Source organism: Fodinicurvata halophila (assembly GCF_042651425.1).
In the GTDB taxonomy this organism is placed as follows: Bacteria; Pseudomonadota; Alphaproteobacteria; order Kiloniellales; family DSM-21159; genus Fodinicurvata; species Fodinicurvata halophila.
Window position 1 is genome coordinate 294,700 of sequence record NZ_JBHSCW010000001.1, and the last position, 25,963, is coordinate 320,662.

Annotated in this window: 22 protein-coding genes; 8 read left to right on the forward strand and 14 right to left on the reverse strand. The window is 64.6% G+C overall.

Annotated features, from left to right (window positions below):
• The first annotated feature begins 27 nt into the window (after window positions 1-27).
• The 4 genes from ACFOW6_RS01425 to ACFOW6_RS01440 all read left to right on the forward strand — a co-directional run bounded on the left by ACFOW6_RS01425 (window position 28) and on the right by ACFOW6_RS01440 (window position 5,342).
• Window positions 28-873 carry a pseudouridine synthase gene (locus tag ACFOW6_RS01425; RefSeq protein WP_382420401.1) on the forward strand — a complete coding sequence of 282 codons (846 nt, stop codon included), beginning with the start codon at window positions 28-30 and terminating at the stop codon, window positions 871-873.
• Window positions 870-1,442: a 16S rRNA (guanine(966)-N(2))-methyltransferase RsmD gene (rsmD, locus tag ACFOW6_RS01430; RefSeq protein ID WP_382420403.1), complete on the forward strand. Its 573-nt coding sequence runs from the start codon at window positions 870-872 to the stop codon at window positions 1,440-1,442. Before ACFOW6_RS01425 ends, rsmD begins: the two co-directional genes overlap by 4 nt.
• An 82-nt stretch (window positions 1,443-1,524) precedes the next feature.
• A complete protein-coding gene (locus ACFOW6_RS01435) occupies window positions 1,525-3,789 on the forward strand; it encodes a penicillin acylase family protein (RefSeq protein WP_382420405.1) in 2,265 nt (754 codons plus the stop codon).
• A gap of 35 nt (window positions 3,790-3,824) precedes the next feature.
• Window positions 3,825-5,342: a GH3 auxin-responsive promoter family protein gene (locus ACFOW6_RS01440; RefSeq protein ID WP_382420407.1), complete on the forward strand. Its 1,518-nt coding sequence runs from the start codon at window positions 3,825-3,827 to the stop codon at window positions 5,340-5,342.
• Here the strand turns inward: ACFOW6_RS01440 and ACFOW6_RS01445 are convergent.
• Genes ACFOW6_RS01445 through ACFOW6_RS01465 form a run of 5 tightly spaced genes read right to left on the reverse strand, consistent with a single transcriptional unit; the run spans window position 5,309 to window position 9,330 of the window.
• Entirely contained in the window at window positions 5,309-5,977 is a 669-nt protein-coding gene (locus ACFOW6_RS01445) for an ABC-type transport auxiliary lipoprotein family protein (RefSeq protein WP_382420409.1), read from the reverse strand. The two genes, ACFOW6_RS01440 and ACFOW6_RS01445, sit on opposite strands and share 34 nt — an antisense overlap.
• Entirely contained in the window at window positions 5,974-6,957 is a 984-nt protein-coding gene (locus ACFOW6_RS01450; RefSeq protein ID WP_382420411.1) for an MlaD family protein, read from the reverse strand. Before ACFOW6_RS01450 ends, ACFOW6_RS01445 begins: the two co-directional genes overlap by 4 nt.
• A gap of 46 nt (window positions 6,958-7,003) precedes the next feature.
• Window positions 7,004-7,774 (reverse strand): ABC transporter ATP-binding protein, encoded by a 771-nt coding sequence (locus ACFOW6_RS01455; protein WP_382420413.1) that lies wholly within the window; start codon window positions 7,772-7,774, stop codon window positions 7,004-7,006.
• Window positions 7,775-7,779: 5 nt separating this feature from the next.
• Window positions 7,780-8,949 carry an ABC transporter permease gene (locus ACFOW6_RS01460; RefSeq protein ID WP_382420415.1) on the reverse strand — a complete coding sequence of 390 codons (1,170 nt, stop codon included), beginning with the start codon at window positions 8,947-8,949 and terminating at the stop codon, window positions 7,780-7,782.
• Between the two features lie 9 nt (window positions 8,950-8,958).
• Window positions 8,959-9,330, reverse strand: coding sequence for a hypothetical protein (locus ACFOW6_RS01465; RefSeq protein ID WP_382420417.1), 372 nt, complete (start codon window positions 9,328-9,330; stop codon window positions 8,959-8,961).
• 256 nt (window positions 9,331-9,586) lie between these two features.
• On the opposite strand from ACFOW6_RS01465, the gene ACFOW6_RS01470 reads away from it, so the two are divergent.
• The gene (locus ACFOW6_RS01470; protein ID WP_382420419.1) at window positions 9,587-11,083 is read left to right on the forward strand and encodes a CoA-acylating methylmalonate-semialdehyde dehydrogenase; all 1,497 of its coding nucleotides are present in this window, start codon (window positions 9,587-9,589) and stop codon (window positions 11,081-11,083) included.
• Window positions 11,084-11,115: 32 nt separating this feature from the next.
• Here ACFOW6_RS01470 and ACFOW6_RS01475 read toward each other — a convergent pair whose 3' ends face one another.
• From ACFOW6_RS01475 to ACFOW6_RS01505, 7 genes are all read right to left on the reverse strand, one after another.
• Window positions 11,116-11,910 carry a hypothetical protein gene (locus tag ACFOW6_RS01475; RefSeq protein ID WP_382420421.1) on the reverse strand — a complete coding sequence of 265 codons (795 nt, stop codon included), beginning with the start codon at window positions 11,908-11,910 and terminating at the stop codon, window positions 11,116-11,118.
• Window positions 11,911-11,931: 21 nt separating this feature from the next.
• Window positions 11,932-13,731, reverse strand: a complete 1,800-nt coding sequence (gene odhB / locus ACFOW6_RS01480; protein ID WP_382420423.1) for a 2-oxoglutarate dehydrogenase complex dihydrolipoyllysine-residue succinyltransferase — start codon at window positions 13,729-13,731, stop codon at window positions 11,932-11,934.
• A 71-nt stretch (window positions 13,732-13,802) separates the two neighbouring features.
• Window positions 13,803-16,718, reverse strand: coding sequence for a 2-oxoglutarate dehydrogenase E1 component (locus ACFOW6_RS01485; RefSeq protein ID WP_382420425.1), 2,916 nt, complete (start codon window positions 16,716-16,718; stop codon window positions 13,803-13,805).
• A 66-nt stretch (window positions 16,719-16,784) separates the two neighbouring features.
• Window positions 16,785-17,663 carry a succinate--CoA ligase subunit alpha gene (gene sucD, locus ACFOW6_RS01490; RefSeq protein WP_382420427.1) on the reverse strand — a complete coding sequence of 293 codons (879 nt, stop codon included), beginning with the start codon at window positions 17,661-17,663 and terminating at the stop codon, window positions 16,785-16,787.
• Complete coding sequence (sucC, locus tag ACFOW6_RS01495) at window positions 17,663-18,859, reverse strand: ADP-forming succinate--CoA ligase subunit beta (RefSeq protein ID WP_382420429.1); 1,197 nt, start codon at window positions 18,857-18,859, stop codon at window positions 17,663-17,665. The genes sucD and sucC overlap by 1 nt, the downstream gene beginning before the upstream one ends.
• A gap of 185 nt (window positions 18,860-19,044) precedes the next feature.
• On the reverse strand, window positions 19,045-20,001 hold the full coding sequence (mdh, locus tag ACFOW6_RS01500) for a malate dehydrogenase (protein WP_382420431.1): 957 nt from the start codon (window positions 19,999-20,001) through the stop codon (window positions 19,045-19,047).
• A gap of 454 nt (window positions 20,002-20,455) precedes the next feature.
• On the reverse strand, window positions 20,456-20,587 hold the full coding sequence (locus ACFOW6_RS01505; RefSeq protein WP_382420433.1) for a hypothetical protein: 132 nt from the start codon (window positions 20,585-20,587) through the stop codon (window positions 20,456-20,458).
• 370 nt (window positions 20,588-20,957) lie between these two features.
• Between ACFOW6_RS01505 and ACFOW6_RS01510 the strand changes: the two genes are divergently transcribed.
• Window positions 20,958-21,830, forward strand: a complete 873-nt coding sequence (locus ACFOW6_RS01510; protein WP_382420435.1) for a fatty acid desaturase — start codon at window positions 20,958-20,960, stop codon at window positions 21,828-21,830.
• Window positions 21,827-22,906: a zinc-binding metallopeptidase family protein gene (locus ACFOW6_RS01515; protein ID WP_382420437.1), complete on the forward strand. Its 1,080-nt coding sequence runs from the start codon at window positions 21,827-21,829 to the stop codon at window positions 22,904-22,906. The genes ACFOW6_RS01510 and ACFOW6_RS01515 overlap by 4 nt, the downstream gene beginning before the upstream one ends.
• A 4-nt stretch (window positions 22,907-22,910) precedes the next feature.
• Here ACFOW6_RS01515 and ACFOW6_RS01520 read toward each other — a convergent pair whose 3' ends face one another.
• Window positions 22,911-23,969: a MaoC family dehydratase gene (locus ACFOW6_RS01520; protein WP_382420439.1), complete on the reverse strand. Its 1,059-nt coding sequence runs from the start codon at window positions 23,967-23,969 to the stop codon at window positions 22,911-22,913.
• A 54-nt stretch (window positions 23,970-24,023) separates the two neighbouring features.
• On the reverse strand, window positions 24,024-24,911 hold the full coding sequence (locus tag ACFOW6_RS01525) for an HpcH/HpaI aldolase/citrate lyase family protein (protein WP_382420441.1): 888 nt from the start codon (window positions 24,909-24,911) through the stop codon (window positions 24,024-24,026).
• 153 nt (window positions 24,912-25,064) lie between these two features.
• Here ACFOW6_RS01525 and pdxY point away from each other — a divergent pair, with 153 nt between their 5' ends.
• Entirely contained in the window at window positions 25,065-25,922 is an 858-nt protein-coding gene (gene pdxY / locus ACFOW6_RS01530; RefSeq protein WP_382420443.1) for a pyridoxal kinase PdxY, read from the forward strand.
• The last annotated feature ends 41 nt before the right edge of the window (window positions 25,923-25,963 follow it).

Sequence of the window (25,963 nt, forward strand, 5' to 3'; positions counted from 1 at the left end):
GGCCTCCGGCAGACAGCAAGTGAGATCATGACAGACTCCGACAGCTCCCCCCAGGGCGAACGCATCGCCAAACTCATTGCGCGCGCCGGTGTCTGCTCGCGTCGCGAGGCCGAGACGCTGGTCGCCCAGGGCCGGGTCGCGGTGGACGGACAGGCCCTGGACACCCCGGCGGTGCGCGTGCGCCCCGGGCAGAAGGTGACCATCGACGGCGAGGCCCTGCCGGCGAGCGAGCCCTCGCGTCTCTGGCGCTTCCACAAGCCACGCGGCGTACTGACCACGGTCCAGGATCCCGAGGGACGCACCACGATCTACGACGGCCTGCCCGAGGACATGCCGCGCGTCATGCCGGTGGGACGCCTGGACCTGACCTCGGAAGGCCTGCTGCTGCTGACCAACGACGGCAGCCTGAAGCGCCAGCTCGAGCTGCCGTCGACGGGCTGGGTCCGCCGCTATCGCGTGCGCGTCTTCGGAACCGTGAACGAGAAGGACCTGGCCGCCCTGGCCAACGGCCTGACCGTGGACGGCATCTCCTACGGCCCCGTGCAGGCCAGGCTGGACTCCACACGGGGGCGCAATTCCTGGCTGACATTTGCCCTGCGCGAGGGCAAGAACCGGGAGATCCGCAAGCTCTGCGAGCACCTCGGCTACCAGGTCAGCCGCCTGATCCGGGTCTCCTACGGTCCCTTTCAGCTGGGCAGCCTCAAGGAAGGCATGATCGAGGAGGTCCCCGGAAAGACCCTGCGCGAACAGCTCGGCAACCGCCTGCCCGCCCAACCCGAACACAAGAGGGACGGAGGGCGCGGCGGCTCCGCACCGCGACGTGGTGGCTCGGGCACACGCTCATCCGGGCGCGGGAGGAACGCGGCCGGATGAGGATCGTGGCCGGAGAAGTGGGCGGCCGCCCCATCGAGACGCCGTCGGGCCGCGAAATCCGTCCGACCAGCGACCGCACGCGAGAAGCCCTCTTTGCCATCCTGGAAAGCGGCGGCCTGAGCCAGGGCCGCAATCTGGTGCACGGCGCCCGCCTTCTGGATGCCTTTGCCGGAACCGGCGCCGTGGGACTGGAAGCCCTTTCGCGTGGGGCCGAGCGGTGCTTCTTCCTCGAGCAGGATCGCGTCGCCCTGGAGCTGATGCGCCGCAACGCCGCCGGACTGGGCCTGGCGGAGCGGTGCGAGATACGGCTGGGGGACGCCCTGCAGCCACCCCGTGCCCAGGCGCCCTGCGAGCTGATCTTTCTCGATCCGCCCTATGGTCAGGGTCTGCTGGACCCGGCGGTCAGGGCGCTCGGCACCACCGGCTGGATCGCGCCGGCGAGTCTCGTCATCATCGAAACCGACGGCAAGCACCCCGAAGCCCTGCCGGCGGATCTGCGCCTGCTCGATCAGCGCCGTTACGGCAAGGCCGGATTGCTTTTCGCCGAAGCTGCAGGCGAGACAGCTTGACCGCCTGACGCGGCGTTCTAACTGGCGTGTCTGGAGTTCGCTCTTGTCCAAGCCTCCGTTTCATCAGCGCAGGGGACCCTCCATGATAGTCGTTGCAAAGTCCTTCGCGATCCTGCTGGTCCTGCTTCTGACCGGCGGCTGCAGCGCTCTCTGGCCCGATGACCGGGAGACCGAGGAACGGCTTTCCGTCTTCCCGAGCGAGGATCTTCCCCTGGAGTCCGAAGTCAGCCTGCGCTGGAACGACTATCAGGTGCCTTACATCGAGGCCGAAAACGATCACGACCTGGCCTTCACCCTGGGGCTGGTGCATGCCCATCTGCGCGGCGCCCAGCTGACCCTTCTGCGCCACGTGTCCAGCGGCCGCCTGGCGGAAATCGCCGGTCCGCCGGCGACGGACATCGATCATGCCCTGCGTATCCTGGACTTTGGCCATGCGGTCGAAGAAATCGAGGCTAATATGCCGGACGAGACGCGACGCTGGGTCCAGGCCTTCGTCGACGGTTTGAACCACTATCAGCAGCAGCGGCAGAAAGATCCGCCGGAGTATGGCCTGGCCGGCCTGCAAAGCGAGCCCTGGACCATCCACGACATCCTGCGCATCGGTCGCCTGGCCGGCACGGACGTCAACTGGCTGGTCTATTTCTCCCTGCTGGAGGAACGCGGCGACCCGGAGTTCCAGCGGCTCTGGCAGCGTGCGCTGGAGGCCGGACAGAACGGCACCGTCAGCTTCCGGGGCAGCGAGCAGCAGCAGGCACTGTCCGACTTCCTGGCGGGGCACAGCCGCTCGGGCAGCAACACGGTGGTCGTCTCGCCCGAACGCAGCGCCAGCGGCGGTGCCCTGATCGCCAGCGATCCGCACCTGGGGCTCAACCTGCCCAACCTCTGGATCCTGGCAGGCCTGAAATCACCGACTCATCAGAGTGTCGGCTTCATGGTGCCCGGCCTGCCCTTCGTGGCCGTGGGCCGCAATCCCGACCTGGCCTGGGGCGGCACGCACATGCGCGCGGCCAGCAGTGACCTCTACGATGTGTCGGACCTACCCGAGGACGAGATCCAGGTCAGCGAGACGGACATCTCCGTGCGCTTCTGGTTCGACGAGACACGCCAGGTCCGCCGCACGCCCTATGGCCCCATCATCACCGATGCGGATATCGTGCCCAACGGCGCCGACGAGACCCTGGCATTGCGCTGGGTGGGACACGAGCCCAGCGACGAGATAACGGCCCTGCTGCGCGCCAACCGGGCCTCGACCCCCGAGGAATTCCGCAACGCATTGGAAAGCTTCGCGCTCTCGCCCCAGAACATGCTGATCGCGGACAGGCAGGGGAACATCGGCCACATCATGGCCACCTTCCAGCCGATCCGGGAGGAGTTTCCGCCCGACGATCTGGTTCTCGACCCGGCGGACCCCGAGAACCGCTGGCAGGGCTTCCATCGCACCTCTGACCTGCCCTACATCCTGAACCCCGAGCAGGGGTTCCTCGCCTCCGCCAACAACAGGCCCACCGACGCAGGACCCGGGATGGGCTATTTCTACAGCCCGGACGAGCGCGTGCGCCGCCTGGAAGATTTCGTGGCCGATCGCCGGAACATCACGCTCGACGATCTGGCCGAACTGCAACGCGACACCCGCTCGTTCGGGGCGGAGCGGCTGTCCGCTGTCCTGCTCCAGGCGATCCGGGAGGCAGAGCTCCACGCGGATCATGCCGACTTCCTGGCCCCGCTCGAGGACTGGAACGGCGACTATGCAGCGGACGCGCGTGCGCCCGTGGTTTTCGAGACCCTGCTCTATCATCTCTGGCCACGCACCCAGGGCGTGGAAAGCAGCAGCGAACTGGCCAGCGCCGTCAACGAATGGAATTACATCCTGAGCTATCTAGAGGGGGAGTTGGCGCAGATGACACCGGAAAGCCGCAGAAGCGCGCTCTCCGAAAGTCTCGAAGCTGCCAGGAAGGACGCAGAGGACTATCCCGCCTGGGGGGACATGCACCGCTTGAGCGCCGCGCACAGCCTGGCCAACCTGCCGGTCATCGGCAGCTTCTTCGAATACGGCAACTATCCGGTCGGCGGATCGCGGGAGACGGTGATGAAGACGGCGCATGGGCTGGTCAATGAGCGCCATGCCGCGCGTTACGGATCCCAGGCCCGCCATCTATCGGACCTCTCGGATCCCGATGCCAACTATTTCGTGCTGTTCGGCGGCCAGGACGGCTGGCTGGGCAGTGCCAATTTCATGGACCAGGTGCCCCTGTGGCGACAGGGCGAATACATTCAAATGCCGCTGACCCAGGAGCGCATCGTTGAGGAGTTCCCCCGGCTCATGAAGCTGCGGGGCGGCAGTGGATGAAGGGACGGCCAGACCTGTGATAGGCTGACGCAATCATGGATGCCACGCCGTTCCTCCGCCTCTACTCCCGCCTGCGCCGGCGACGCCTGGCTGAACTGAACCCGCAGGAAAGCCAGGAAGCCATCCTCAGGCGACTGCTGCACCAGGCCGGCAATACCCGCTTCGGCCGGGACCACGGCTTTGCCGGCATCAGGACCGTGCAGGATTTCCAGGCCGCGGTTCCCCTGCGCCACTACGAGGATTTCTGGGAGGCCTACTGGAAGGACGCCTTCCCGCTGCTCGACGATGTCAGCTGGCCCGGCCGCATCCCCTGGTTCGCCGTCACCTCAGGCACCACCAGCGGCAAGACCAAGTACATCCCGGTGACCGACAGGATGCTGGCCAGCAACCGCAAGGCCGGCCTCGACGTCATCACCTGGCACCTGCAGGCCCATCCGGAGAGCCGTCTGTTCGCCGGCAAGAGCTTCATGCTGGGCGGCAGCACCGCCCTGGAAGAAGAGGCACCGGGGGTCTACAGCGGGGACATCAGCGGCATCATCACCGGCGCCATGCCCTGGTGGGGCAACCTCTTCGCCTTCCCCGACAAGCAGCTTGCCCTGCTCTCGGACTGGGAGGAGAAGCTGGAACGCACGGCGAAGGCCTCCCTGGAGGCCGATATCCGCAGCCTCAGCGGCACGCCCAGCTGGCTGCTAATCCTGCTGGAACGCGCGCGTGAACTGAACGACGGCAAGACGCCCTATCCCAACCTGGAGCTGCTCGCCCATGGCGGCGTCAATTTCGAGCCCTACCGGGCGCGCTTCGAACGCCTGCTGGCCGACACGCCGGCGTCGTTCCGCGAGGTCTATCCGGCCAGCGAGGCTTTCATCGCGGCAGCCGATGCCGGTCCGTACGACGGACTGCGCCTGAACCTCGACCACGATGTGTTCTACGAATTCGTACCCGTAGAGGAGCTGGACAGCGACAGTCCAACCCGTCACTGGATCGGCAACGTCGAGACCGGCGTCAACTACGCCATTGCGGTCAGCAGCTGCGCCGGCGCCTGGGCCTACCTGATCGGCGATACGGTCCGCTTCGCTTCCCTGGATCCTCCCCGCCTCTTCGTCACCGGCCGCACGGCCTACAGCCTGTCGGCCTTCGGCGAACACCTGATCGCCGAAGAGGTCGAGAACGCAGTGGCCGGAGCTGCGAATTCGGCCGGTCTGGGGGTGAGCGACTATTCGCTGGGTGCCATCTTCCCCGACGAGAACCGCGACAAGGGTCATCACCGCATCTACATCGAGTTCGAGCGGCTGCCCGAGGAGGCACAGGCCCAACGCTTCGGCGAGGAACTGGACAGGCTGCTGAAGGAAGAGAATGACGACTATGCGGCCCACCGTGCCGGCGGCACCGGCATGGGCGCTCCGGAAGTCCGCCCGGTGCCGCCGGGAACCTTTGCCGCCTGGATGAAGAAACGCGGCCGGCTGGGCGGTCAGAACAAGGTCCCGCGCCTGGTCAGCGATCCCGAGCTCTTCGCCGATCTTCAGGAGTTCTGCGAGCTGGCTGCGGAGCGGTAGGCTGTCTCGCCATTGCGCAGGGTCCAGGCCACAATCTCGCCCAGGACCTTGCCGAAGGCCCGGTCGAAGGTACGAACGATCTCGTCCATGCTGTCACGGTCGGCCTCTTCGCGGGCCTGAAACTGCTTCACGGCCACAACGCTGTTGCCGCGCAGGTCGATCAGGCGCTGGGCCAAATTCACGTGGATGACCGGAGGTGCGCCATCGAAGTATTCCGCCTGAAAATCCCGAACTTCTGTTCTCAATCGATAGTCCGGGCTCCCCACCATGCTCTCGCGTCCGACATTCAGGACCTTCCCCGAGTTCTCAAAGGCGATCAGCATCTGCTTGGCGATCATCTCCGGCAGGCGGCTGGTCCAGTTGGCGCGAGCAAAGTACTCCACCTGCAGGGGAGACTGCAGCAGCTGGATGCGCAGGCTGTCCAGAGCCGAGCTTGATTCGACATCAGCAACCACCAGGTGCCAATCCACCCTCGGCAGATCCGATGGCAGTTTCACCTCCGGGCTCAATCGATAGAGCCGCGGCGCGTCGCGTTCGACACTCTGGATCAGCGAGCCGCAGCCCGCCAGCAGCCCGGCGCCGCCCAGCAGGCCGGCGCCCAGCAGGCCTCGACGCGAGTAGTAACCCCAATTCACTGCCCTGATCCTCCCTGTTGCCTGTCGTCGCCGGGTTCGTAACCGGACTGTGGATCCCCCAGCAGGAACTGCGCGGGATCCCGCTCGATGCGCGTAACCGTCTGGTTGAGATTCCGGGTCAGATTGCGCAGTTCGGCCAGCAGGGAGGAGAGTTCCACGAGCCCCGAGGAGGTGAACTCGTTGAGGGGCCCGCTGTTCTGCTCGATCATCCGGTCCAGACGCCCGGCCACATCGGTGACGGACTGCGACGTCTGCCTGAAATCCTGGACCATGGGACCCATGGAATCGCTGGTGCCCTCGGCCGAGTTTGCAAAAGCTTCGATGGCAAGCAGGGTCTTGTTAGCCTGCTGCGTCAGGTTGCCGGTTTCCGTGCGCAGGTCCCGGGCCAGATCCGCGAATTCCGCGCTGGCGTCACGTACGTTGCCGGCGGCATACGCGGCTTCCTCCAGCAGGAAGGCGATGTTCTTGGCGTTCTTGTCGCTGAAGACCTTCTCGGCCTGGCCAAGGATCTTGCTGACCGCCGACATGATGTCCGGCGCCCCCTCCAGGATCTGGTCCAGGGAGGAGGCCTTGGTTTTCAGGCGCGGGTAACGGTCCCCGGATTGCCGCACGGGCGCCTCCGAGGATTTGGAGCCCACGGTCAACTCGATGAAACGTCCCCCTGTCAGTCCCTCGAAGGCCAGGGAGCCCACGGTATCGCTCCTCACGGGGGTCCCTTCCTGGACCTGGATGACGACACGCACCTCGGCCGGGTCCTGGTGGTCGAGCTGGATGGAATTGACCTTGCCGACGCGCACACCGTTGTAGCGGACCGAACTGTCCCGACTGAGGCCCGTTACCGATCCGTCAAAGACCAGCAGGTATTTTTCGAACTGCTTGTCCCAGTTGGATTCGGCTAGCCACAGGGCAAACCCCAGGCCGCCGAGAAAGAGCAGCAGGACGAAGATGCCGACCGTCAGGTAGTTTGCCTTGGTTTCCATGCGTTATTCGCGTTCCTGCCTTCCGTTGCCCTGCGCCGCTGTTCTGCTATGCCGCGCCATGAGCCTGGCCGGCCTGCCGCCCGCGCGGGCCGTCGAAGTATTCGTGAATCCAAGGGTCGGGCTCATTCACCAGTTCACTTATGGTTCCGACTTTTACACGCCGGTCAACAAGCACTGCAACCCGGTCGCAGACAGCATAAAGACTGTCCAGGTCGTGCGTCACCATCACGACCGTCAAGCCGAGCGAGGCGCGCAGATCCTTGATCAGCTCGTCGAAGCCGGCGGCCCCGATCGGATCGAGACCCGCCGTCGGCTCGTCCAGAAAGAGAATATCCGGATCCAGGGCCAGCGCCCGCGCCAGGCCGGCACGCTTGCGCATGCCGCCCGAAAGCTCGCCGGGGTATTTCGGCCCGGCATCCGGTGACAGCCCGGCGAGCGACAGCTTCACGGCCGCCAGCTCGCGGCGCAGCGCCGCAGAGATGCGGGTGTGGAAACGGAGTGGCACCTCGATGTTCTGCAGCACCGTCAAGGACGAGAAGAGGGCACCATCCTGGAAGAGAACGCCCCAGCGCCGGCGCAAGGCCGCGCGGCTCTTCGCATCCGCGTGCGCCGTGCCCTGGCCCAGCACCTCGATGCGGCCGGCATTGGGCTGGCGCAGGCCGACGATGGTGTTCAGCAGGACGGACTTGCCCGTTCCCGAGCCGCCGACAATCCCCATGACCTCGCCGCGATAGACCTCGAGGTTCAGGTTCTCGTGGATGACGTTGGACCCGAACCGGGTCTCCAGCCCGTCCACGCGTATGGCGAGTTCCGACATGCGAGTCAGACCCCCAGAAGAGTGAAGAAAATCGAGAAGAAGGCATCCAGGACGATCACCAGGAAGATGGCTTCCACCACCGCCCGCGTGGTCTGGCGCCCGACGGACTCGGCATCGCCGCCAACCCGCAGCCCTTCGAAACAGCCGACCAGCGCAATGATGAAGGCAAAGACCGGGGCCTTGAAGAGGCCGACCCAGAAGGACCAGACGCTGACGGCATCATGCAGTTGGGAAATGAAGCGGCTGAAATCGATGTCCAGCTGGACCATCGCCATCACGGCTCCCCCCAACAGGGCCATGAAATCCGCGTAGACGGTCAGCAGCGGCAGGACCAGGACCAGGGCGAGGATACGCGGCAGGACCAGGATCTCCACCGGATCCAGTCCGATGGTGCGCATGGCGTCGACCTCCTGGTTCACCTTCATGGTGCCGATCTGGGCGGTGAAGGCGCTGCCCGAGCGACCGGCCACGATGATGGCCGTGATCAGGATGCCCATCTCGCGCAGGACGGAAACGCCCAGCAGGTTGACGGTAAAGATCTGTGCGCCGAAGCGGGCCAACTGCCCCGCCCCCTGATAGGACACCACCACGCCGATCAGGAAGGCCAGCAGGCCGACGATCGGCAGGGCGCGAAAGCCGGTCTGGTCGATCTGGTTGACCAGGGAGACGATGCGCAGCCGCTTGGGATGAATCAGGGCCCGTCCGGTGGCGATGATGCAGAGCCCCAGGAAGGACAACAGGTCACGCGCATCGCGACCCAGCGCAACGGTGCTTTCTCCAAGGCGCTCGACCAGGCCCACGGCACCGCCCGTCGCACCGGCCGGCCGTTCCGGCTCGTGCGCCTCGGAAACCGCTTTCATCAGGTCCTCGCGCGCGCCTTCGACCCCTGCGATCTCGACCTGGAAGCCGCGGTCGCGCAGCCGATTGGCCGTGCGCTGCACGATCCAGGCACCGGCCGTATCCAGGGCCTCGACGTCCGAGAGATCGAGCACCACCTGCTGGGACGTGCGGATGTCGTTGGACGTTCCCAGGGACGCCATGTCCTTCTCGCGCGCCGCCACCGTCTCGGTAATCCAGGCGCCGCTCAGTTCCAGGGCAAACCAGTTGGCCTCGCTGCGCCGGGACAGGCCAGCCTCGAGAAGTTCCGGTGTTCTTGATCTTGCGCCTGATCGCATAGACTGCCGTTATCCTCTCGTGCCCTGTTGCCCGGACGAACCGGCAGCCCAGAGACGTTCCAATTCGTTCCGATGCACAGCCTGAGCATCCGCGCCGGCATCCGAGCCGTTATAGTGTCCCAGCTCGCGGAGCAACTGAAAAAAGCCGCGCTGCGGCAGATTCCCACTCGTGCGGCTGACCACAGACGCCGCCCGCAGAGGACGTCCCGCCGCATGGTCCTCGCGCATGGTTTCCTCCAGCAACTCCGTCAGCCGATGGATCTTGTGTGGACCCGCCATGTCCAGGCGCACGGCCAGATCGCGATAGGTCACCAGCTCCTGCCTTTCCCGCAGTCTGTCCAATTCCTGTTCCAGACGTTCTTTCAGATCGGTCTCGGACATGAGGGGGTTCCGGCGTGATGGGAGAACCAGGCCATTCGGCCTGAAGTTGCGCTGTTGTGCTGTAATGCCAGATTGAGGAGCTCGGATAAAGAAAAGGTAAAGCTCGCGAGCAGGCGTGAGCGAAACCGCCCGCACGAGACAGGCGCCTCCGGCTCACTGAAAATTACGTCTTACTCTTTCAATTGTTCCTTTCCTTCCCTAAGCTGGCGCCGAACTTGAGTCCCAAAAACTGCGAGCCAACCGACAGAGGTAGAGGATGACACAGGAACTGCACCATTTCATAGGCGGACAGGTGGTCAAGGGAACCAGCGGACGCACCAGTGACGTCTTCAACCCGGCCACCGGGGACGTGACGGCCAAGCTTTCCCTCGCCTCCGCCGGAGAGGTGGACCAGGCGGTACGCAATGCGGCGGACGCCTTTCCGGACTGGGCGGCCACGACACCGCTCAACCGCGCCCGTGTCTTCTTCAAGTACCGCGAGCTTCTGGAAGCCAACAAACAGAAGATCGCGGAACTGATCTCCCGCGAGCACGGCAAGGTCCTGGCCGACGCTGCCGGCGAGGTGACCCGCGGCATCGAGGTGGTGGAATTTGTCTGCGGCGCACCGCACCTGTTGAAGGGCGAATTCTCCGAGAACGTGGGCACCAACGTCGACTCCCACTCGGTGCGCCAGCCCCTGGGTGTGGTGGCCGGCATCACCCCGTTCAACTTCCCGGCCATGGTGCCCATGTGGATGTTCCCGGTGGCGATCGCCTGCGGCAACACCTTTATCCTCAAGCCGTCCGAGCGCGATCCCTCGGCCCCGCTGTTCCTGGCCGAGCTGGCCAAGGAGGCCGGCCTGCCGGACGGCGTGCTGAATGTCGTCAACGGCGACAAGGAAGCCGTGGACACCCTGCTGACCCATCCGGACATCCAGGCCGTCAGCTTCGTGGGCTCCACAGGAATTGCGGAATATGTCTATCACACCGGCACCGCGCACAATAAGCGGGTCCAGGCGCTCGGCGGTGCCAAGAACCACATGGTCGTCATGCCCGACGCCGACATGGACCAGGCGGCCAATGCCCTGATGGGGGCCGGCTACGGCTCGGCCGGCGAACGCTGCATGGCAGTGTCGGTGGCCGTTGCCGTGGGCAAGGCCGGTGACGAGCTGGTCAAGCACCTGGCACCGCAGGTGCGCAACCTGAAGGTCGGCCCCTACGACGATCCCGAGGCCGACATGGGTCCGCTGGTGACGAAGCAGGCCTATGACCGGGTGCGCAACTACATCGACATCGGCGTCGAGGAAGGCGCTGAACTGGTGGTGGACGGCCGCGAGCTGAATCTGCAGGGCTACGAGAACGGCTATTTCGTGGGCGGCACGCTGTTCGACCACGTTAAGTCGGACATGCGCATCTACAACGAGGAGATCTTCGGTCCCGTGCTCTCCGTGGTCCGCGCCAACGACTACGAGGAAGCCCTGAAGCTGGTGAACGAGCACGAGTACGGCAACGGCACGGCCATCTTCACACACGATGGCGATGCCGCACGCAACTTCGCCAACCGTGCCCAGATCGGCATGGTCGGCGTCAACGTGCCGATCCCTGTGCCCATGGCCTTCTACAGCTTCGGCGGTTGGAAGCGCTCTCTGTTCGGCGATCACTATGCCCACGGGCCGGAAGGCATCCGCTTCTACACCCGGATGAAGACGGTCACCTCGCGCTGGCCGAAGGGCGTGCGCAGCGGTGCGGAATTCGTCATGCCCACGATGAAGTGACCAGCGATCTCGGGGCCGGCCTGGGGCGCGATTCAGCCCCGCGTGCCGGGCGCCCGCAGGTCGGCCTTCGTTGAAGCCATTGTCTTTTTCAGGGACTCCTCGTCAAGGCGCGGAGCCAGAATGAGTTCCGCACCTTTTCTCATGGCCGCCAGGCTGGCCACCAGGCTGTCCCGGCGCCCAAGCGGCTGGTCCAGCAGCCAGCGCTGGCCCTTCCTGGTCCTGGCCTGCTCGCCGGCTTCCTCGAGCAAGGCCGCGAGAGAGCAGGATCCCGAGGAAACCACGATATCGCTCTCGCGCGACAGCGCGCTGGCCGTGGCCGACGTCTTTCCCATCAGGCCCTCCAGACGGAAAAAGGACTCGTGCTGCGGCAAGCGGGAGAAGGTGCCGCCGCGCAGATAGGGCGCCAGTATGCGCTGCGGCATCGGCATCTGCGTTGCGAACCGGCCCACGGCCACCCGCGGACGACTGTCCTGGGGCAGCACGGCCAAGAGCCTGTCCTGTACGGCGGAGAGATCGACGGTCAGAACCAGATCCCGGTTCTCGATGGCGGCGAACTGGGGCCGCAGGTCCTTCAGGGCCGCGCGCGGGTCCAGCAGACGCGGCGAATAGCCCGCGGAAAGCGCGGCCAGCATCGCGACCAGCGCCAGCGGACAGTTGGGCATGAACACGGTAACCTGGCCATCGGCCCCGTCCCGTGGTGCCAGGCCGGCGGCCAGTTTACCCGCGTCTCCACAGAGAGCGGAAACGCGGCGGGCCCGACCCATGAAGGACACCAGGGCCTTGTCCGACAGTCCCAATTGCCGAGCGAGTCCCAGAGCATCCGTCATACTGGCCGCCCGCGGCTCACGTCAGAGGTCCAGCAGCATGCGCTGCGGGTTCTCCATCTGCTCCTTCACACGCACCAGGAAGGTGACGGCTTCGCGCCCGTCGATGATCCTGTGGTCATAGGACATGGCGACATACATCATCGGGCGAATTTCCACCTGCCCGTTCACGGCCATGGGCCGCTCCTGGATCTTGTGCAGGCCCAGAATGCCCGACTGGGGCATGTTGAGGATGGGCGTGGACAGCAGCGAGCCGAAGACACCGCCATTGGTGATGGTGAAGCTGCCACCCTGCATCTCATCCATGCCCAACTTGCCGTCGCGGGCCCGGGCGGCCACATCGCCCAGGGACTGCTCGATCTCGGCATAGGATTTCTTGTCGCAATCCCGGATCACCGGCACCATCAGGCCGTTGGGCGTCGAAACCGCCATGCCGATGTCGTAGAACCTGTTGTAGACGATCTCGTCACCGTCGATGCGGGCATTGACCTTCGGCAGCTCCTTGAGGGCCCCGACCACCGCCTTGGCGAAGAAGGAGGTGAAGCCAAGCTTCACGCCGTGCTTTTTCTCGAAGGCCTCCTTGAATTCGCTGCGCACGGCCATGACCTCGCTCATGTCCACCTCGTTGAAGGTGGTCAGCATGGCCGCCGTGTCCTGTGCCTCCTTGAGACGACGCGCGATGGTCTGGCGCAGCTTGCTCATCTTCTCCCGCTCTTCGCGCGGGCCGCCTTCGGAGGCCGGTGTTTCCGCCGTTGCAGAGGGCGCTGGCGCTGCTGCCGCCGCCTGGCCGCTGCTGACCTGCGGACGCGGCTTCAACTCGGTCTTGCCGTCCAGGACGTTCTGGACATCCTCCTTGGTGATGCGTCCCTGCGGCCCGGTGCCCTCGATGCGCGCGGGATCCAGGTCATTCTCCTCAATCAGCTTGGCAACGGCCGGCGACAGGCTGGCCGCGCTGGGCGAGGCCGATTCCACGAACTGGCGCAGGTCATCCGCCGTGATCTTGCCGCCCTCGCCGCTGCGCGAGACGGCCGTGGGGTCCAGCTGGCCTTCCTCTTCCGAAGCGGCACCCTGCTTGTCTTCCGAGGCAGCGGGTTGCGGCGCCGTCTCTTCACTGTCGGCGTCGGCCTTGTCCGCCGTGTCCTCTGCCGCACTCTCCTGCGCCGGAGCGGCTCCGGCCGCACCGGCCGCCACCTTGCCCAGGACGGCCCCGACCTCGACGGTTTCGCCTTCCTCGGCCAGGACCTCCGACAGGCTTCCGGCCTCCGGCGCATTGACCTCCAGGGTCACCTTGTCGGTCTCAAGCTCCACCAGGGCCTCGTCGGCCTCGACGGCCTCCCCGGCCTTCTTGAGCCATTTGGCAACCGTCGCTTCGGTCACCGATTCCCCCAGTGTGGGCACGACCACGTCGACGCTCTTGCCCGAACCAGCGGACCCGCTCTTGTCTGACCCGGTAGAGCCAGCCTTGCCTTTCCCGGATGCCGCCTTCTCTTCCCCGCCACTTTTGGCAGGGGTCTCGGCTTTCTCCGTTTCGGGCCGGCTTTCCTGCTTCTTCCCGCTGTCCTTGCCGGACGCGGCAGCCGCCGCCTGGCCTTCTTCAACCAGCCCCAGGACAGCGCCAACCTCGACGTTCCCGCCTTCCTCCACGGAAATCTCGCTCAGCGTCCCGGCCGCCGGCGCATTGACCTCCAGGGTCACCTTGTCGGTCTCAAGCTCCACCAGCGCCTCGTCGGCCTCGACGGCCTCCCCGGCCTTCTTGAGCCATTTGGCAACCGTCGCTTCGGTCACCGATTCCCCCAGTGTGGGCACCTTGATTTCGGTCGCCATGTCTTTCCTCGTTCCACCCTTAAAGGTTGAGGCGGCAACAACCGCCCGAGATCGATGTTACCGGCTCGCCCTCACTTGGCCGCCTGCTTGGTGTTCTGATTGTTTTCCTGCTCCTCGAGCGCCCGCCGCGTGGCGATGCGGCCAAACCGCTTAATTCCCTTGGTCAGGGCTTCGTCGATCAGCTGCGCCTGTTCGCTCTCGTGCCGCCGGAACGAGCCGGTGGCGGGCGAGGCTGCGGAACGCCGGCCCGCATAGCGGGGCCGTGGATTCTTGAAGCCGATGTCCGTGGCGACCTCTTCGATCAGGCTCTCGACGAAGGACCAGGCGCCCATGTTGCGCGGCTCTTCCTGGCACCAGACAAGATCGCAGTGCTTGTAGGACTCCAGCTCCTTGGCCAGCCCATCCACCGGGAAGGGATAGAGCTGTTCCAGGCGCATCAGGTGGATGTCCGTCAACTCGCGCTTTTCCAGTTCCTCCAGCAGGTCGTAATAGACCTTGCCGCTGCACAGCACGACCTGCTTGGCGTCCTTGGGCTTGCTCGGCTGCGCGGGCGCCGGCAGCACGCGATGGAAGGTGGAGTTTCCGGTGAACTCGTCCAGGGAGGAGACACAGCGCTTGTGGCGCAGCAGGGATTTCGGCGTCATCACGACCAGGGGCTTGCGGAAATCCCGGTGCACCTGGCGGCGCAGCGCGTGGAAAAAGTTCGCCGGCGTGGTGCAGTTGACGACCTGCATGTTGTCCTCGGCGCAGAGTTGCAGGAATCGCTCCAGGCGTGCCGAGGAGTGTTCCGGGCCCTGGCCTTCGTAACCGTGCGGCAGCAGCATCACCAGCCCCGACATGCGCAGCCACTTGGCCTCGCCCGAAGCGATGAACTGGTCGATGATCACCTGGGCGCCGTTGACGAAGTCGCCGAACTGCGCCTCCCACAAGGTCAGTGCCCGCGGCTCGGCCAGGGAATAGCCGTACTCGAAGCCCAGAACACCCATTTCGCTGAGCGGGCTGTCCACGATTTCCAGCTTGGCCTGCTCGGGGTCGAGGTGCTCCAGGGGTTTGTAGGTCCGCTCGGTCTCCTGGTCGACCCAGGAGGCGTGGCGCTGCGAGAAGGTCCCCCGATTGCTGTCCTGTCCAGACATGCGGACGGGGTGGCCCTCCAGCAGCAGCGTGCCGAAGGCCAGGGCTTCCGCCGTGGCCCAATCGATGTTCTCGCCGCTCTCCAGGGCCTTCTTCTTGGCTTCCAGCTGGCGCGCGATCTTTCGGTTCAGGTTGAAGTCGTCCGGCGCCTCGACCAGCTTCCTGCCCACCTTGTCGATGTCCTCGCGCGGAACAGCTGTTTCGCCGCGGCGGGGATCGTATCCGCGCGCCGCCCTGAAGCCGCTCCAGGCCCCTTCCAGCCAGTCAGCCTTGTTGGGCTTGTAGTTCTTGGACGCCTCGAACTCCTGATCCAGCTTGTTGAACCAGTCGCTCATGAAGGCTTCGCCCTCGTCCTGCGAGAGGACGTTCTCCTGGACCAGCCTCTCGGTATAGAGTGCCCGAACGGACTGCTTGCCGCGGATCGTCTTGTACATGATCGGCTGGGTGAATGCCGGCTCGTCGCCCTCGTTGTGGCCGTAGCGACGATAGCAGAACATGTCGATGATGACGTCTTTCTTGAAGGTCTGGCGGAATTCCGTCGCGATGCGCGCGACGTGGACCACCGCCTCCGGGTCGTCACCGTTCACATGGAAGACCGGGGCCTGGATGATCTTGGAGACGTCCGAGCAATAGGGACCGGACCGCGCGTTCACCGGGTTCGTGGTGAAGCCGATCTGGTTGTTGACGATGAAGTGGATCGTCCCGCCGATGCGGTAGCCGCGCAGTTCGGACAGGTCCAGCGTTTCCGGCACCAGGCCCTGCCCGGCGAAGGCCGCATCTCCGTGCATCAGCAGGGCCATGACCTCGGTGCGATCGGTATCGCCGTGCTGCTGCTGCTTGGCGCGCACCTTGCCCGCCACCACCGGATTGACCGCTTCCAGGTGAGACGGATTGGCGGTCAGCGACAGGTGAACCGAATTGCCGTCGAACTCCCGGTCTGTGGAGGTGCCCAGATGGTACTTCACGTCGCCGGAGCCGCCGACATCCTCGGGATGGGCCGCACCCCCCTGGAACTCGTGGAAGATCGCCTGGAACGGCTTGGCCATGAAGTTCGCCAGGACATTGAGGCGGCCGCGATGCGGCATGCCCAGGACCACTTCCTTCAGGCCAAGCTGCCCGCCGCGTTTCACGATCTGCTCCAGCGCCGGAATCATGGACTCGGCGCCATCCAGGCCGAAACGCTTGGTGCCGGTGTACTTCTTGTTCAGGAATTGCTCGAAACTCTCGGCGGCGGCCAGTCGCTCGACGATGGCCCGGCGGCCGCGCGTCGTGAATTCGGTGCGGTTCAGCTCCGCGCTCTCGATGCGCTCCTGGATCCAGCGCTTCTGGTCCGGATCCTGTATGTGCATGAATTCGACACCGATGGAGCCGCAGTAGATGCGGCGCAGGCGCTCCACGATCTCCCGGACGCTGGCCGTCTCCAGGCCCAGCACGTTGTCGATGAAGATGGGACGATCATAGTCCGCTTCGCTGAACCCATAGGTCTTGGGATCCAGCTCGGGATGCGGCTCGATCTCCATCAACCCCAGGGGATCCAGCTTTGCCTCCAGGTGTCCGCGCACGCGATAGGCGCGGATCAGCATCAGGGCGCGGATCGAATCCTTCGCCGCGGAACGCACCGCCGGATCGTCGCAGTAGACACCGCCACCCCGCCCCGGTGCCGCCGCGGCGGGTCCCGCCTGGTCGACCATGCCGTCGAGCAGGCTGCGCGCATCCTCGGAGAGCGCGCCGAAAAAATCACGCCAGTCAGCATCAAGGCTGTCCGGCTGGCCCAGATAACGGGCATAGAGCTCTGCGATCTGAGCTGCGCTCGGGCCAATCAGAGCGGTATCAACGTGCGGGTTCTGCTGCGCCATCTTGCATGTATCCGGCGGGGGCCGGCTGGCGGACCCCGCCGCCTCTCCTTCAAACTAGGGTGCCTCTTACGCGGCCTTCATTGCTTCAACCATAGTGCTTCCCAGGTGCGCCGGCGAGGCCGAAACATGGACCCCGGCCTTCTCCAGCGCCTTGATCTTGAAATCGGCGGTGTCCTTGCCGCCGGAGATCACGGCCCCGGCATGCCCCATGCGACGCCCCGGCGGTGCCGTGCGTCCCGCGATGAAGCCGGCCACGGGTTTTCTCTTCGCCTGGGCCTGCAGGAACTCGGCCGCATCGACCTCCGCATCGCCGCCGATCTCGCCGATCATGATGATGCCCTCGGTTTCGTCGTCATCGAGGAACAGCTTGAAGCAGTCGACGAAATTGGTGCCGTTCACGGGATCCCCGCCGATTCCGATGCAGGTGGACTGCCCCAGGCCCGCCGAGGTGGTCTGTGCCACGGCCTCGTAGGTCAGGGTTCCGGACCGCGATATGATGCCGACCTTGCCGCGCTTGTGGATGTGTCCCGGCATGATCCCGATCTTGCAGGCATCCGGTGTGATGATACCCGGACAGTTGGGACCGATGAGGCGCGTGTTGGAGTCCGCCAGCGCGCGTTTCACCTTGACCATGTCCATCACCGGAATGCCCTCGGTGATGCACACGACGGTCTCGATGCCGCCGTCGATGGCCTCCAGGATCGCATCGGCTGCGAAGGGCGGCGGCACATAGATCACGCTGGCATTGGCCCCCGTCTCGTCGACGGCTTCGCTTACCGTGTTGAAGACCGGCAGGTCCAGATGCTTCGTGCCGCCCTTGCCGGGGGTGACGCCGCCGACCATCTGCGTGCCGTAGGCGATCGCCTGCTCGCTGTGGAAAGTGCCCTGGGCCCCGGTGAAGCCCTGGCAGATAACGCGTGTATTCTTGTCGACGAGGACCGACATTATGCAGCCTCCTTTACCGCTTTCACGATCTTATCGGCTGCATCCGCCAGATCGTCCGCCGAGACGATCGGCAGGCCCGATTCTTCGAGAATTTTCTTGCCCAGTTCCACATTCGTGCCTTCCAGGCGCACCACCAGCGGCACATGCAGGGACACTTCCCGGGCCGCCGCCACGACACCCTCGGCGATCACGTCGCAGCGCATGATGCCGCCGAAGATATTCACCAGGATGCCCTCCACATTCGGATCGGACAGGATGATCTTGAAGGCCGCTGTCACGCGCTCCTTTGTGGCACCGCCACCGACATCCAGGAAGTTCGCCGGCTCGCCACCATAGACCTTGATGATGTCCATGGTCGCCATGGCCAGGCCAGCGCCGTTGACCATGCAGCCGATGTTGCCGTCCAGCTTGATGTAGTTCAGCTCATGCTGGCTGGCCTCGATCTCCATCGGGTCTTCTTCGTCCTCGTCGCGCAGTTCGGCCACTTCCTTGTGCCGGAACAGCGCGTTGTCGTCGAAGGTCATCTTGGCATCGAGCGCCAGCACGCTGCCCTCGCCGGTCACCACCAGAGGATTGATCTCCAGCAACGAGGCGTCCAGTTCGGTGAAAGCCTTGTACATGGCGCCCATGAACTTGACCGCAGCGCCGATCTGCTTGCCTTCCAGGCCCAGCGCAAAGGCGATCTTGCGCCCCTGGTAGGGCATGTAGCCGATGGCCGGATCGATTGCCTCCTTGACGATCTTCTCCGGACTTTCCGCCGCGACCTCCTCGATTTCCATGCCGCCCTCGGTGGAGGCCACGATGGTCACGCGCGAGGTGGCCCGGTCCAGCAGCATCGAGAGGTAGAGCTCGCGCGCGATGTCGCAACCTTCCTCGATGTAGAGACGCTTGACCTCCTTGCCCTGGTCCCCCGTCTGCTTGGTGACGAGCGTGGCGCCCAGCATCTGCTTGGCATTGTCTCGTACGTCGTCCTTGGACTTGACGACCCGGACGCCGCCCTTGCCGTCAGGATCATTCTTGAAGCGACCGGCCCCGCGGCCGCCTGCGTGGATCTGCGACTTGACGACCCAGACGGGTCCGCCCAGCTCGTCGGCTGCCTTTTCGGCCTCGGCCGGCGTATAGGCCACCTGGCCCCTTGGCACGGCGACGCCGAACTTCGCCAGCAGGCTCTTGGCCTGATATTCGTGGATATTCATGCTGGTCCGTTCGTGATGTTTGTGGTCTTGCTGCTAAGAGATGTGTGGGCTGGAAGGAACAGTCAGACGCTGCTCCCCGCCCCCTTGGAACCGCGCGTCACTTTATCACCCTGCCTGCGACACGCAACCGTCGAGGCCGGGATTTCCGGCGGGTTCCACCAGATATTCCTCCAGGGGACACAGCATCAGCCGGCAGCCAGTTTCCGGCAGGTGTCCAGCAAGCCGCGAACCTTATCCACGGACTGCGCAAAATCCTGGCGCTCTTCCTCGGTCAGCTGCAGCTCCACGATCCGTTCGACGCCGCCTTCACCGATCACGACGGGCACGCCGACGTAGAGCCCTTCCACGCCATACTCCCCATTCAGATGGGCCGCGCAGGGCAGGACACGCTTCTTGTCCTTCAGATAGCTCTCGGCCATCTCGATGGCCGAGGAAGCCGGGGCATAGAAGGCCGAACCGCTCTTCAACAGGCCGACGATCTCGGCACCGCCGTCACGGGTGCGCTGCACGATTTCCTCGATGCGCTGGCGGTCGATCCAGCCCATCTCCACCAGGTCCGGCAAGGGGATGCCGGCCACGGTGGAGTAGCGTGTCATGGGCACCATGGAGTCGCCGTGGCCACCCAGCACGAAGGCGCGCACGTCCTCGACGGAGACCTTGACTTCTTCGGCGATGAAATGGCGGAAGCGTGCGGAATCCAGAACGCCGGCCATGCCGACCACCTTGTTGTGCGGCAGGCCACTGGCCTCGCGCAGCACCCAGACCATGGCATCCAACGGATTGGTGATGCAGATCACGAAGGCATTGGGTGCGTAGGTCTTGATGCCCTCGCCCACCGAGTTCATCACCTTCATGTTGGTCTCGACCAGGTCATCGCGGCTCATGCCCGGCTTGCGCGGCACGCCAGCGGTCACGATCACAACGTCGGCGTCCGCGATGTCGGCGTAGTCGTTGGCACCCTTCAGCTTCGCATCGAAGCCCTCGATCGGGGCGGATTGCGCGATATCAAGCGCCTTGCCCTGCGGCAGCCCCTCGGCGATATCGAAGAGCACCACGTCGCCCAGTTCCTTGATACCAGCCAACGATGCCAGCGTACCGCCAATGTTGCCTGCGCCGATCAGTGCAATTTTGCTCCGTGCCATGAGACGACTCCTCGAAAGCTGTGATTGGGCCACTCGCCCCCTGTGAAATTCAGGGGCTGTTTACGCCCTTTGCCGCCTGCGGGCAAGGGACCGGCGCTTCGAGGAGGAGACCTGGCCCGAGCTTCCGGGCCGGGGAAAGCTCACACGGTCCCTGTCATCTTTCGCTTGTCGCGATGGTCGGCATCGAGGAGCCGTTGCGCCAACTTGTCGTGCCCTTGCAGCGAGCGCAGATGCGCTCTCCCGCCCACTGACTCTCGAACCGGGCGCGACAGCGCAGGCACTGCCTGGTCTTGCTTTCATGTACGGGTGACATATCGTCCGGCAAATCGTCGCCGGAAGGTGGCGGGGCGGTCATGTGCTGGCTTCCCTGTCGACTGGAATCATGGGGGCCTGTCCGGCGGCTGGCCTGCCTTCCGGACAGTCGCACCCCGAAAGGCACTTAGGATGCCAAGCTTCAGCGCGCCGGTTTTGCGTCTTTTGCGGATTGACCGGTCTTGCCGCCGGCGGACGGCGCTGTCTCCGGTTTTGTACCGGGTTTGTTGTCAGGCTTCGGTTTCTGCTTGGACGAGAAATCTTTGAATGACATTGAAATTTTCTTTCGTGATTTTTGGCATTAATTTGCCGATTATGAATATATGGGTTCTGCACAATTGATTCCCAGTATATAATATTTACATGAGGACTATACGTTCATTTCCCGTTTCTGATGTAAAACCATCATGAAATCACTGGAAAAGGCGTTGCCTCAACGCTCAAGCCCGTGAAAGATCAAAGTAATTTCAGCAGACACCCTCCGGGTAACGGACCTCGACAAGGTCGCGCTTCAACGCGCAACCGCAGGCTTCCAGACTCCCACAATCCACGAAAGCCTTGGCCAGCTCGCCACCTCCCTCGGAGGCTTCTTCCTGACCTGTGCCGGCATGCACCTGCTGGCACCTCACTCTCTGTGGCTGTCCTTGGCGTTCGCCCCCCTGGCCGCGCTCTTTCTCGTGCGCATCTTCATCATCCAGCATGACTGCGGCCACTATTCCTTTTTCCGCTCGAGACGCGCGAACAATGTCACCGGTTTTTTCTGCGGGCTTCTGACCCTGACCCCCTACACCTCCTGGCGGCGCCAGCATGCGGGTCATCACGGCGTCTGGAACGACCTGGATCGGCGTGAGACCGGTGCCGACATCTACTCCTCCTGCCTGACCACAGAGGAGTATCTTGCCTTGAGCCGACGCAAGCGCTGGGAGTACCGCGCCGCCCGGCATCCTGTCGTGGCCAACCTGGTGCTGCCGCCACTGATCTTCTTCGTCCTCTATCGCCTGCCCTTCGACATGCCGCGCAACTGGAAGCGCGAAAGACGGGGCGTCTACCTGACGAACATCGCTCTGGTCGGCCTGCTGGGCAGCCTCGGACTGGTATTGGGCTTCGGACAGGTGGCCCTCGTGCAGGTGCCGGTGATGATCCTGGCCTCGATCATCGGTGTCTGGCTGTTCTCGGTCCAGCATCGCAGCGAGAAGGCTCAATGGTTCCGTCATGAACAATGGGATGCCCAGGCGGCCTCACTCCAGGGCTCGACCTTTCTAAGATTGCCTGGCCCCCTGCGCTGGTTCACTGGCAACATCGGCTATCACCACGTACACCATCTCAATCCACGCATTCCCAATTACCGACTGCGCGATTGTCACGCCGCCCTGTCGGACCTGCGGGAAGTCCCACAGCTGTCCTTCCGCGACGCAATGCGTGCTCTCTGGTTCGTTCTGTGGGACGAGCGACTGGGAAAGATGGTGACAATCCGGGAAATGAAACGCGAACAGCTGCCATCCAGAGCCGCTGCATGAAGCTCTTCGAGTGCCAGAACTGCGGCCAGCGGACCTATTTCGAGAACACGCTGTGTGAACGCTGCGGCCTGGCACTGGGCTACCTCGCCGAGGACACCACGCTCACGGCACTCGAGGCTGCAGGGGACGGCTCCTGGCGCCCAATGGCCTTTCCGGACCGATACGTCCGCTTCTGTGCCAATGCCGAACATGAGGCCTGCAACTGGCTGGTTCCTCGAGACAGTGCGGACATCTACTGCCGCGCCTGTCGGCACAACCGAACCATACCGAACCTCGCCGACAACCGGGCCCTGCTGCTCTGGCAAAGGCTCGAAAGCGCCAAGCATCGCCTTTTCTACGGCCTCCTGCGCCTGGGCCTGCCGCTCATGACCAAGCGCGAGGATTTGGACAAGGGCCTGGCCTTCGATTTCCTCGGCCAGGTACCCGACGCCTTCGGCGAGGGGCCGCAAGTCGTCACCGGCCACGCCCAGGGCCTGATCACCCTGGACATCTCGGAAGCCGACGACGCGATGCGTGAACGTCACCGGCAGGAGATGGCCGAACCCTATCGCACCCTGCTGGGCCATTTCCGGCACGAGATCGGGCATTACTACTGGGAACGCCTGGTGCGGGACGGTGTCTGGCACAGGGCCTTCCGGGAGATGTTCGGTGACGAGCGCCAGGACTACACAGCCGCTTTGCAGGTCCACTACGAACAAGGGCCGCCACGCGACTGGCAGGAGCACTGCATCAGCAGCTATGCCAGCGCACATCCCTGGGAGGATTTCGCGGAAAGCTGGGCGCACTACCTGCATATCCTCGATACGCTGGAGAGCGCCCATGCCTTCCGCCTGCGCATCGCCCCACAGGCCGGCCACAATCCGGAAATCGCCCGGGACTTCGATTTCGATTCTTATCAGGAAGCGGACTTCGATCGCCTGATCGCGGCCTGGCCGCCGCTCACCCTGGCCGTCAACAGTCTCAATCAAAGCATGGGACAGCCGGATCTCTACCCCTTTGTTCTGGCCCCGACGGTCACGGGCAAGCTGCGATTCATTCACGGCCTGGTCCAGGCCAGTCACGCCGGGACGGCCTGAGCCCCTAGCCGCGGCGCGGTATCAGCACGGTGTAGTCGAGCTCCAGCACCACGGCCGGATCCGCCTTGCCTTCGGCGTCCTTGTCGGGAAAATCGGCACAGGGCCGGTCCTTCGTGGCCAGGGTGCGCAGCCGCATCGCCCCCAGATCCTCCCGGCCCGGCAGCTCCCGCTTCTCCAGCACCTCCGACCAGGCAAAGAGCGTATGTCCGGCAAAGGTTGGGGAAACGTGCCGCCCGCCGTTGATGGCCGCGATCCGGAAGGCATTGCCCAACCCGTTGAAACTGAGTGCCCGCGCCAGGGACATGACATGCCCGCCATAGACGATGCGTCGGCCGAAGCGGTTGTCGTTCGCCGCCAGCTGGTCGAAATGCACCCTGGCGGTATTCTGGTACAGCCGCGTCGCCATCTGGTGCTCGGCCTCTTCCAGTGTCATCGCATCACCGTGGTCGATGCGTTCACCTGGGGCATAGTCCTCCCAGAAATGCGGGCTGCCGGCCAGCTCCGCGTCATAGCCCGCACAGGTCAGGCCGACGGGCAGAACGAGCTCCCCCGCCGCCACGGCCTCGGACAGCTCCGGAACCTCCGTCTCCGGTGCAGGGGCCTCGGGATCCCGCTTGTTGACCAGGACCCAGCGCTTGAAGTCCAGGACCGCTTCACCCAGTTGGTTCACGCCTGTGGTCTGCACATAGACGATACCGGTGGTGCCGGCCGAGGTCTGCTTGAGCCCGATCACCCGTGAATAGGCGGTCAGGGTATCTCCGGGATAGACCGGTATGCCGAAGCGGCACTCGGCATAGCCCAGGTTGGCCACGGCATTGAGCGATATATCCGGCACCGATTTCCCGAATACGAGATGGAAGACCAGCAGGTCGTCCAGCGGCGCTTCCTCGAGTCCGAGGGACGCTGCGAAATCGGCCGAGGAGTGCAGGGCGAAGCGGCTGCCGGTCAGGGCCGTATAAAGAGCCGCATCGCCTTCCGTGACCGTGCGGGGCGTGGCATGACGGATCTCCTGGCCCAGCGTGAAATCCTCGAAGAAATTGCCGTGAAAGGCCTTGTCGCTCACCGGGGGGCTCCATTCGATTGTGGCCGTGAAGGCGGAGGTGGACGCGAGAACCGGTCAGGAAACCGCCTGGCTGTCCAGCTCGTGGATGGCCTCGGCCAGGGCCACGGTCCGCTTCGCGGTCTCCACATGCAGGTTCTCGATCAGCTTGCCGTCCAGGACGACCACACCCTTGCCTTCGCGGACGGCTTCGGCATGGGCCTCGATGACGCGGTTGGCCTCGGCCACTTCCTCAGGGGACGGCGCGAAAACTTCATTGGCCTTGGCGACGGTCTTGGGATGAATCAGGGTCTTGCCGTCGAAGCCCAGCTCGCGGCCCTGCCGGCAATGCTCGGCAAAGCCCTCCTCGTCGCTGAGGTCCAGGTACACGCCGTCGACGATGGCGAGACCCGCCGCCCGGGCCGCCAGAACGCAGAGTGAGAGCGAGGTGAGGACCGGCAGGCGCTGGGCAGTATGCTCGGCGTTCAGCTCCTTCACCAGATCGGAGGTCCCCATCACCAGGCAGACCAGCCGCTTGCTGGCCTGAGCGATCTCGTCGGCATTCAGGATCCCGCGCGGCGTCTCCATCATGCACATGATGCCCATGGAGTCGGGCGCACCTGCCTTGGCCATGAGCTCTTCCGCCTGCTGGACCATGGCGGCCGACTCGACCTTCGGCAGCAGCAGCGCGTCGGCCCCGCAGGAGGCCAGGGCCTCGATATCCGCCCGTCCCCAGTCGGTCTCCAGCCCGTTGACGCGCACGATGATCTCGCGCCCGCCGTATCCGCCCTGCTTCACCGCCTCGGCGATGTTGGCCCGGGCCTCCTCCTTGGAATCCGGGGCCACGGCATCCTCGAGATCCAGGATCAGGGCATCGGCCGGCAGGTCACGGCCCTTCTCCAGGGCGCGGGTGTTGGAGCCGGGCATGTAGAGAACGCTGCGGCGGGGGCGGAAAACCTCGGTCATCTCTATTGCTTCCTATCGTATCTGCATTGCTGGCAAAGCATGGTTCGGTCAGAGCATATCGCCTGTATGATTTGAAAGGAACCTTGCCCAAGCAGCCCCGCTACAGCAAGTTTGCCGGAACAAAAATCATCCTCGGAACGGAACGATCCCGAAATGAGCATACTCTCCGTCCAGTCCCACGTCGCCTACGGCTATGTCGGCAATCGTGCCGCTGTCTTCCCCTTGCAGCGCCTGGGGTTTGATGTCTGGGCCGTCAACACGGTCCAGTTTTCCAACCACACCGGCTACGGCAGCTGGACCGGAGAGATCTTCTCGCCCGAGCATATCTCGTCGGTGCTTTCGGGCATCTTCGAACGGGCCCCGGCCGAGGCCTGCGACGCCGTGCTGTCCGGCTACCTGGGCGCGGCAAAGCTGGGGGAGACCATCCTGTCGACGGTGGATCGCGTCCGCACCGCCCGGCCGGATGCGCTCTATGCCTGCGATCCCGTCATGGGGGATGTGGGCCGCGGTATCTTCGTCCAGCCCGAGATCCCCGAGTTCATGAAAAACCGTGCCGTGCCCGCTGCCGATATCATCACGCCGAACCAGTTCGAGCTGGAGCTGCTAACCGGCGAAAGTCCCAGCGACCTGGCGCACGCCATCGAGGCCGCGAACAAGGCGCGCGCCCTTGGTCCGAAGGTGGTCCTGGTCACCTCGCTCAAGACTTCGGAGACCCCCGAAGACTCCATCGAGATGCTGTCCGTCTCCGACGAAGGGGCCTGGCGGGTCCGCACGCCCATGCTGCCGCTGGACATTCCGCCCAACGGCGCCGGCGATGCCGTGACCGCCCTGTTCCTGGCACATTTCCTGAAGACCCGCTCGGCCCCCGACAGCCTGGCCGCCATGGCGACCGCCGTCTTCGAGATCATCTCGGCGACGCTGGAGGCCGGCACGCGGGAACTGCAGCTGATCGCCGCCCAGGACCGCTTCGTCGCGCCGCGACAGCCGTTCACGCCGGAAAAGGTCGGCTAGGAACCAACCCTCGATACCTGCCGACACGACACGGCGACGAC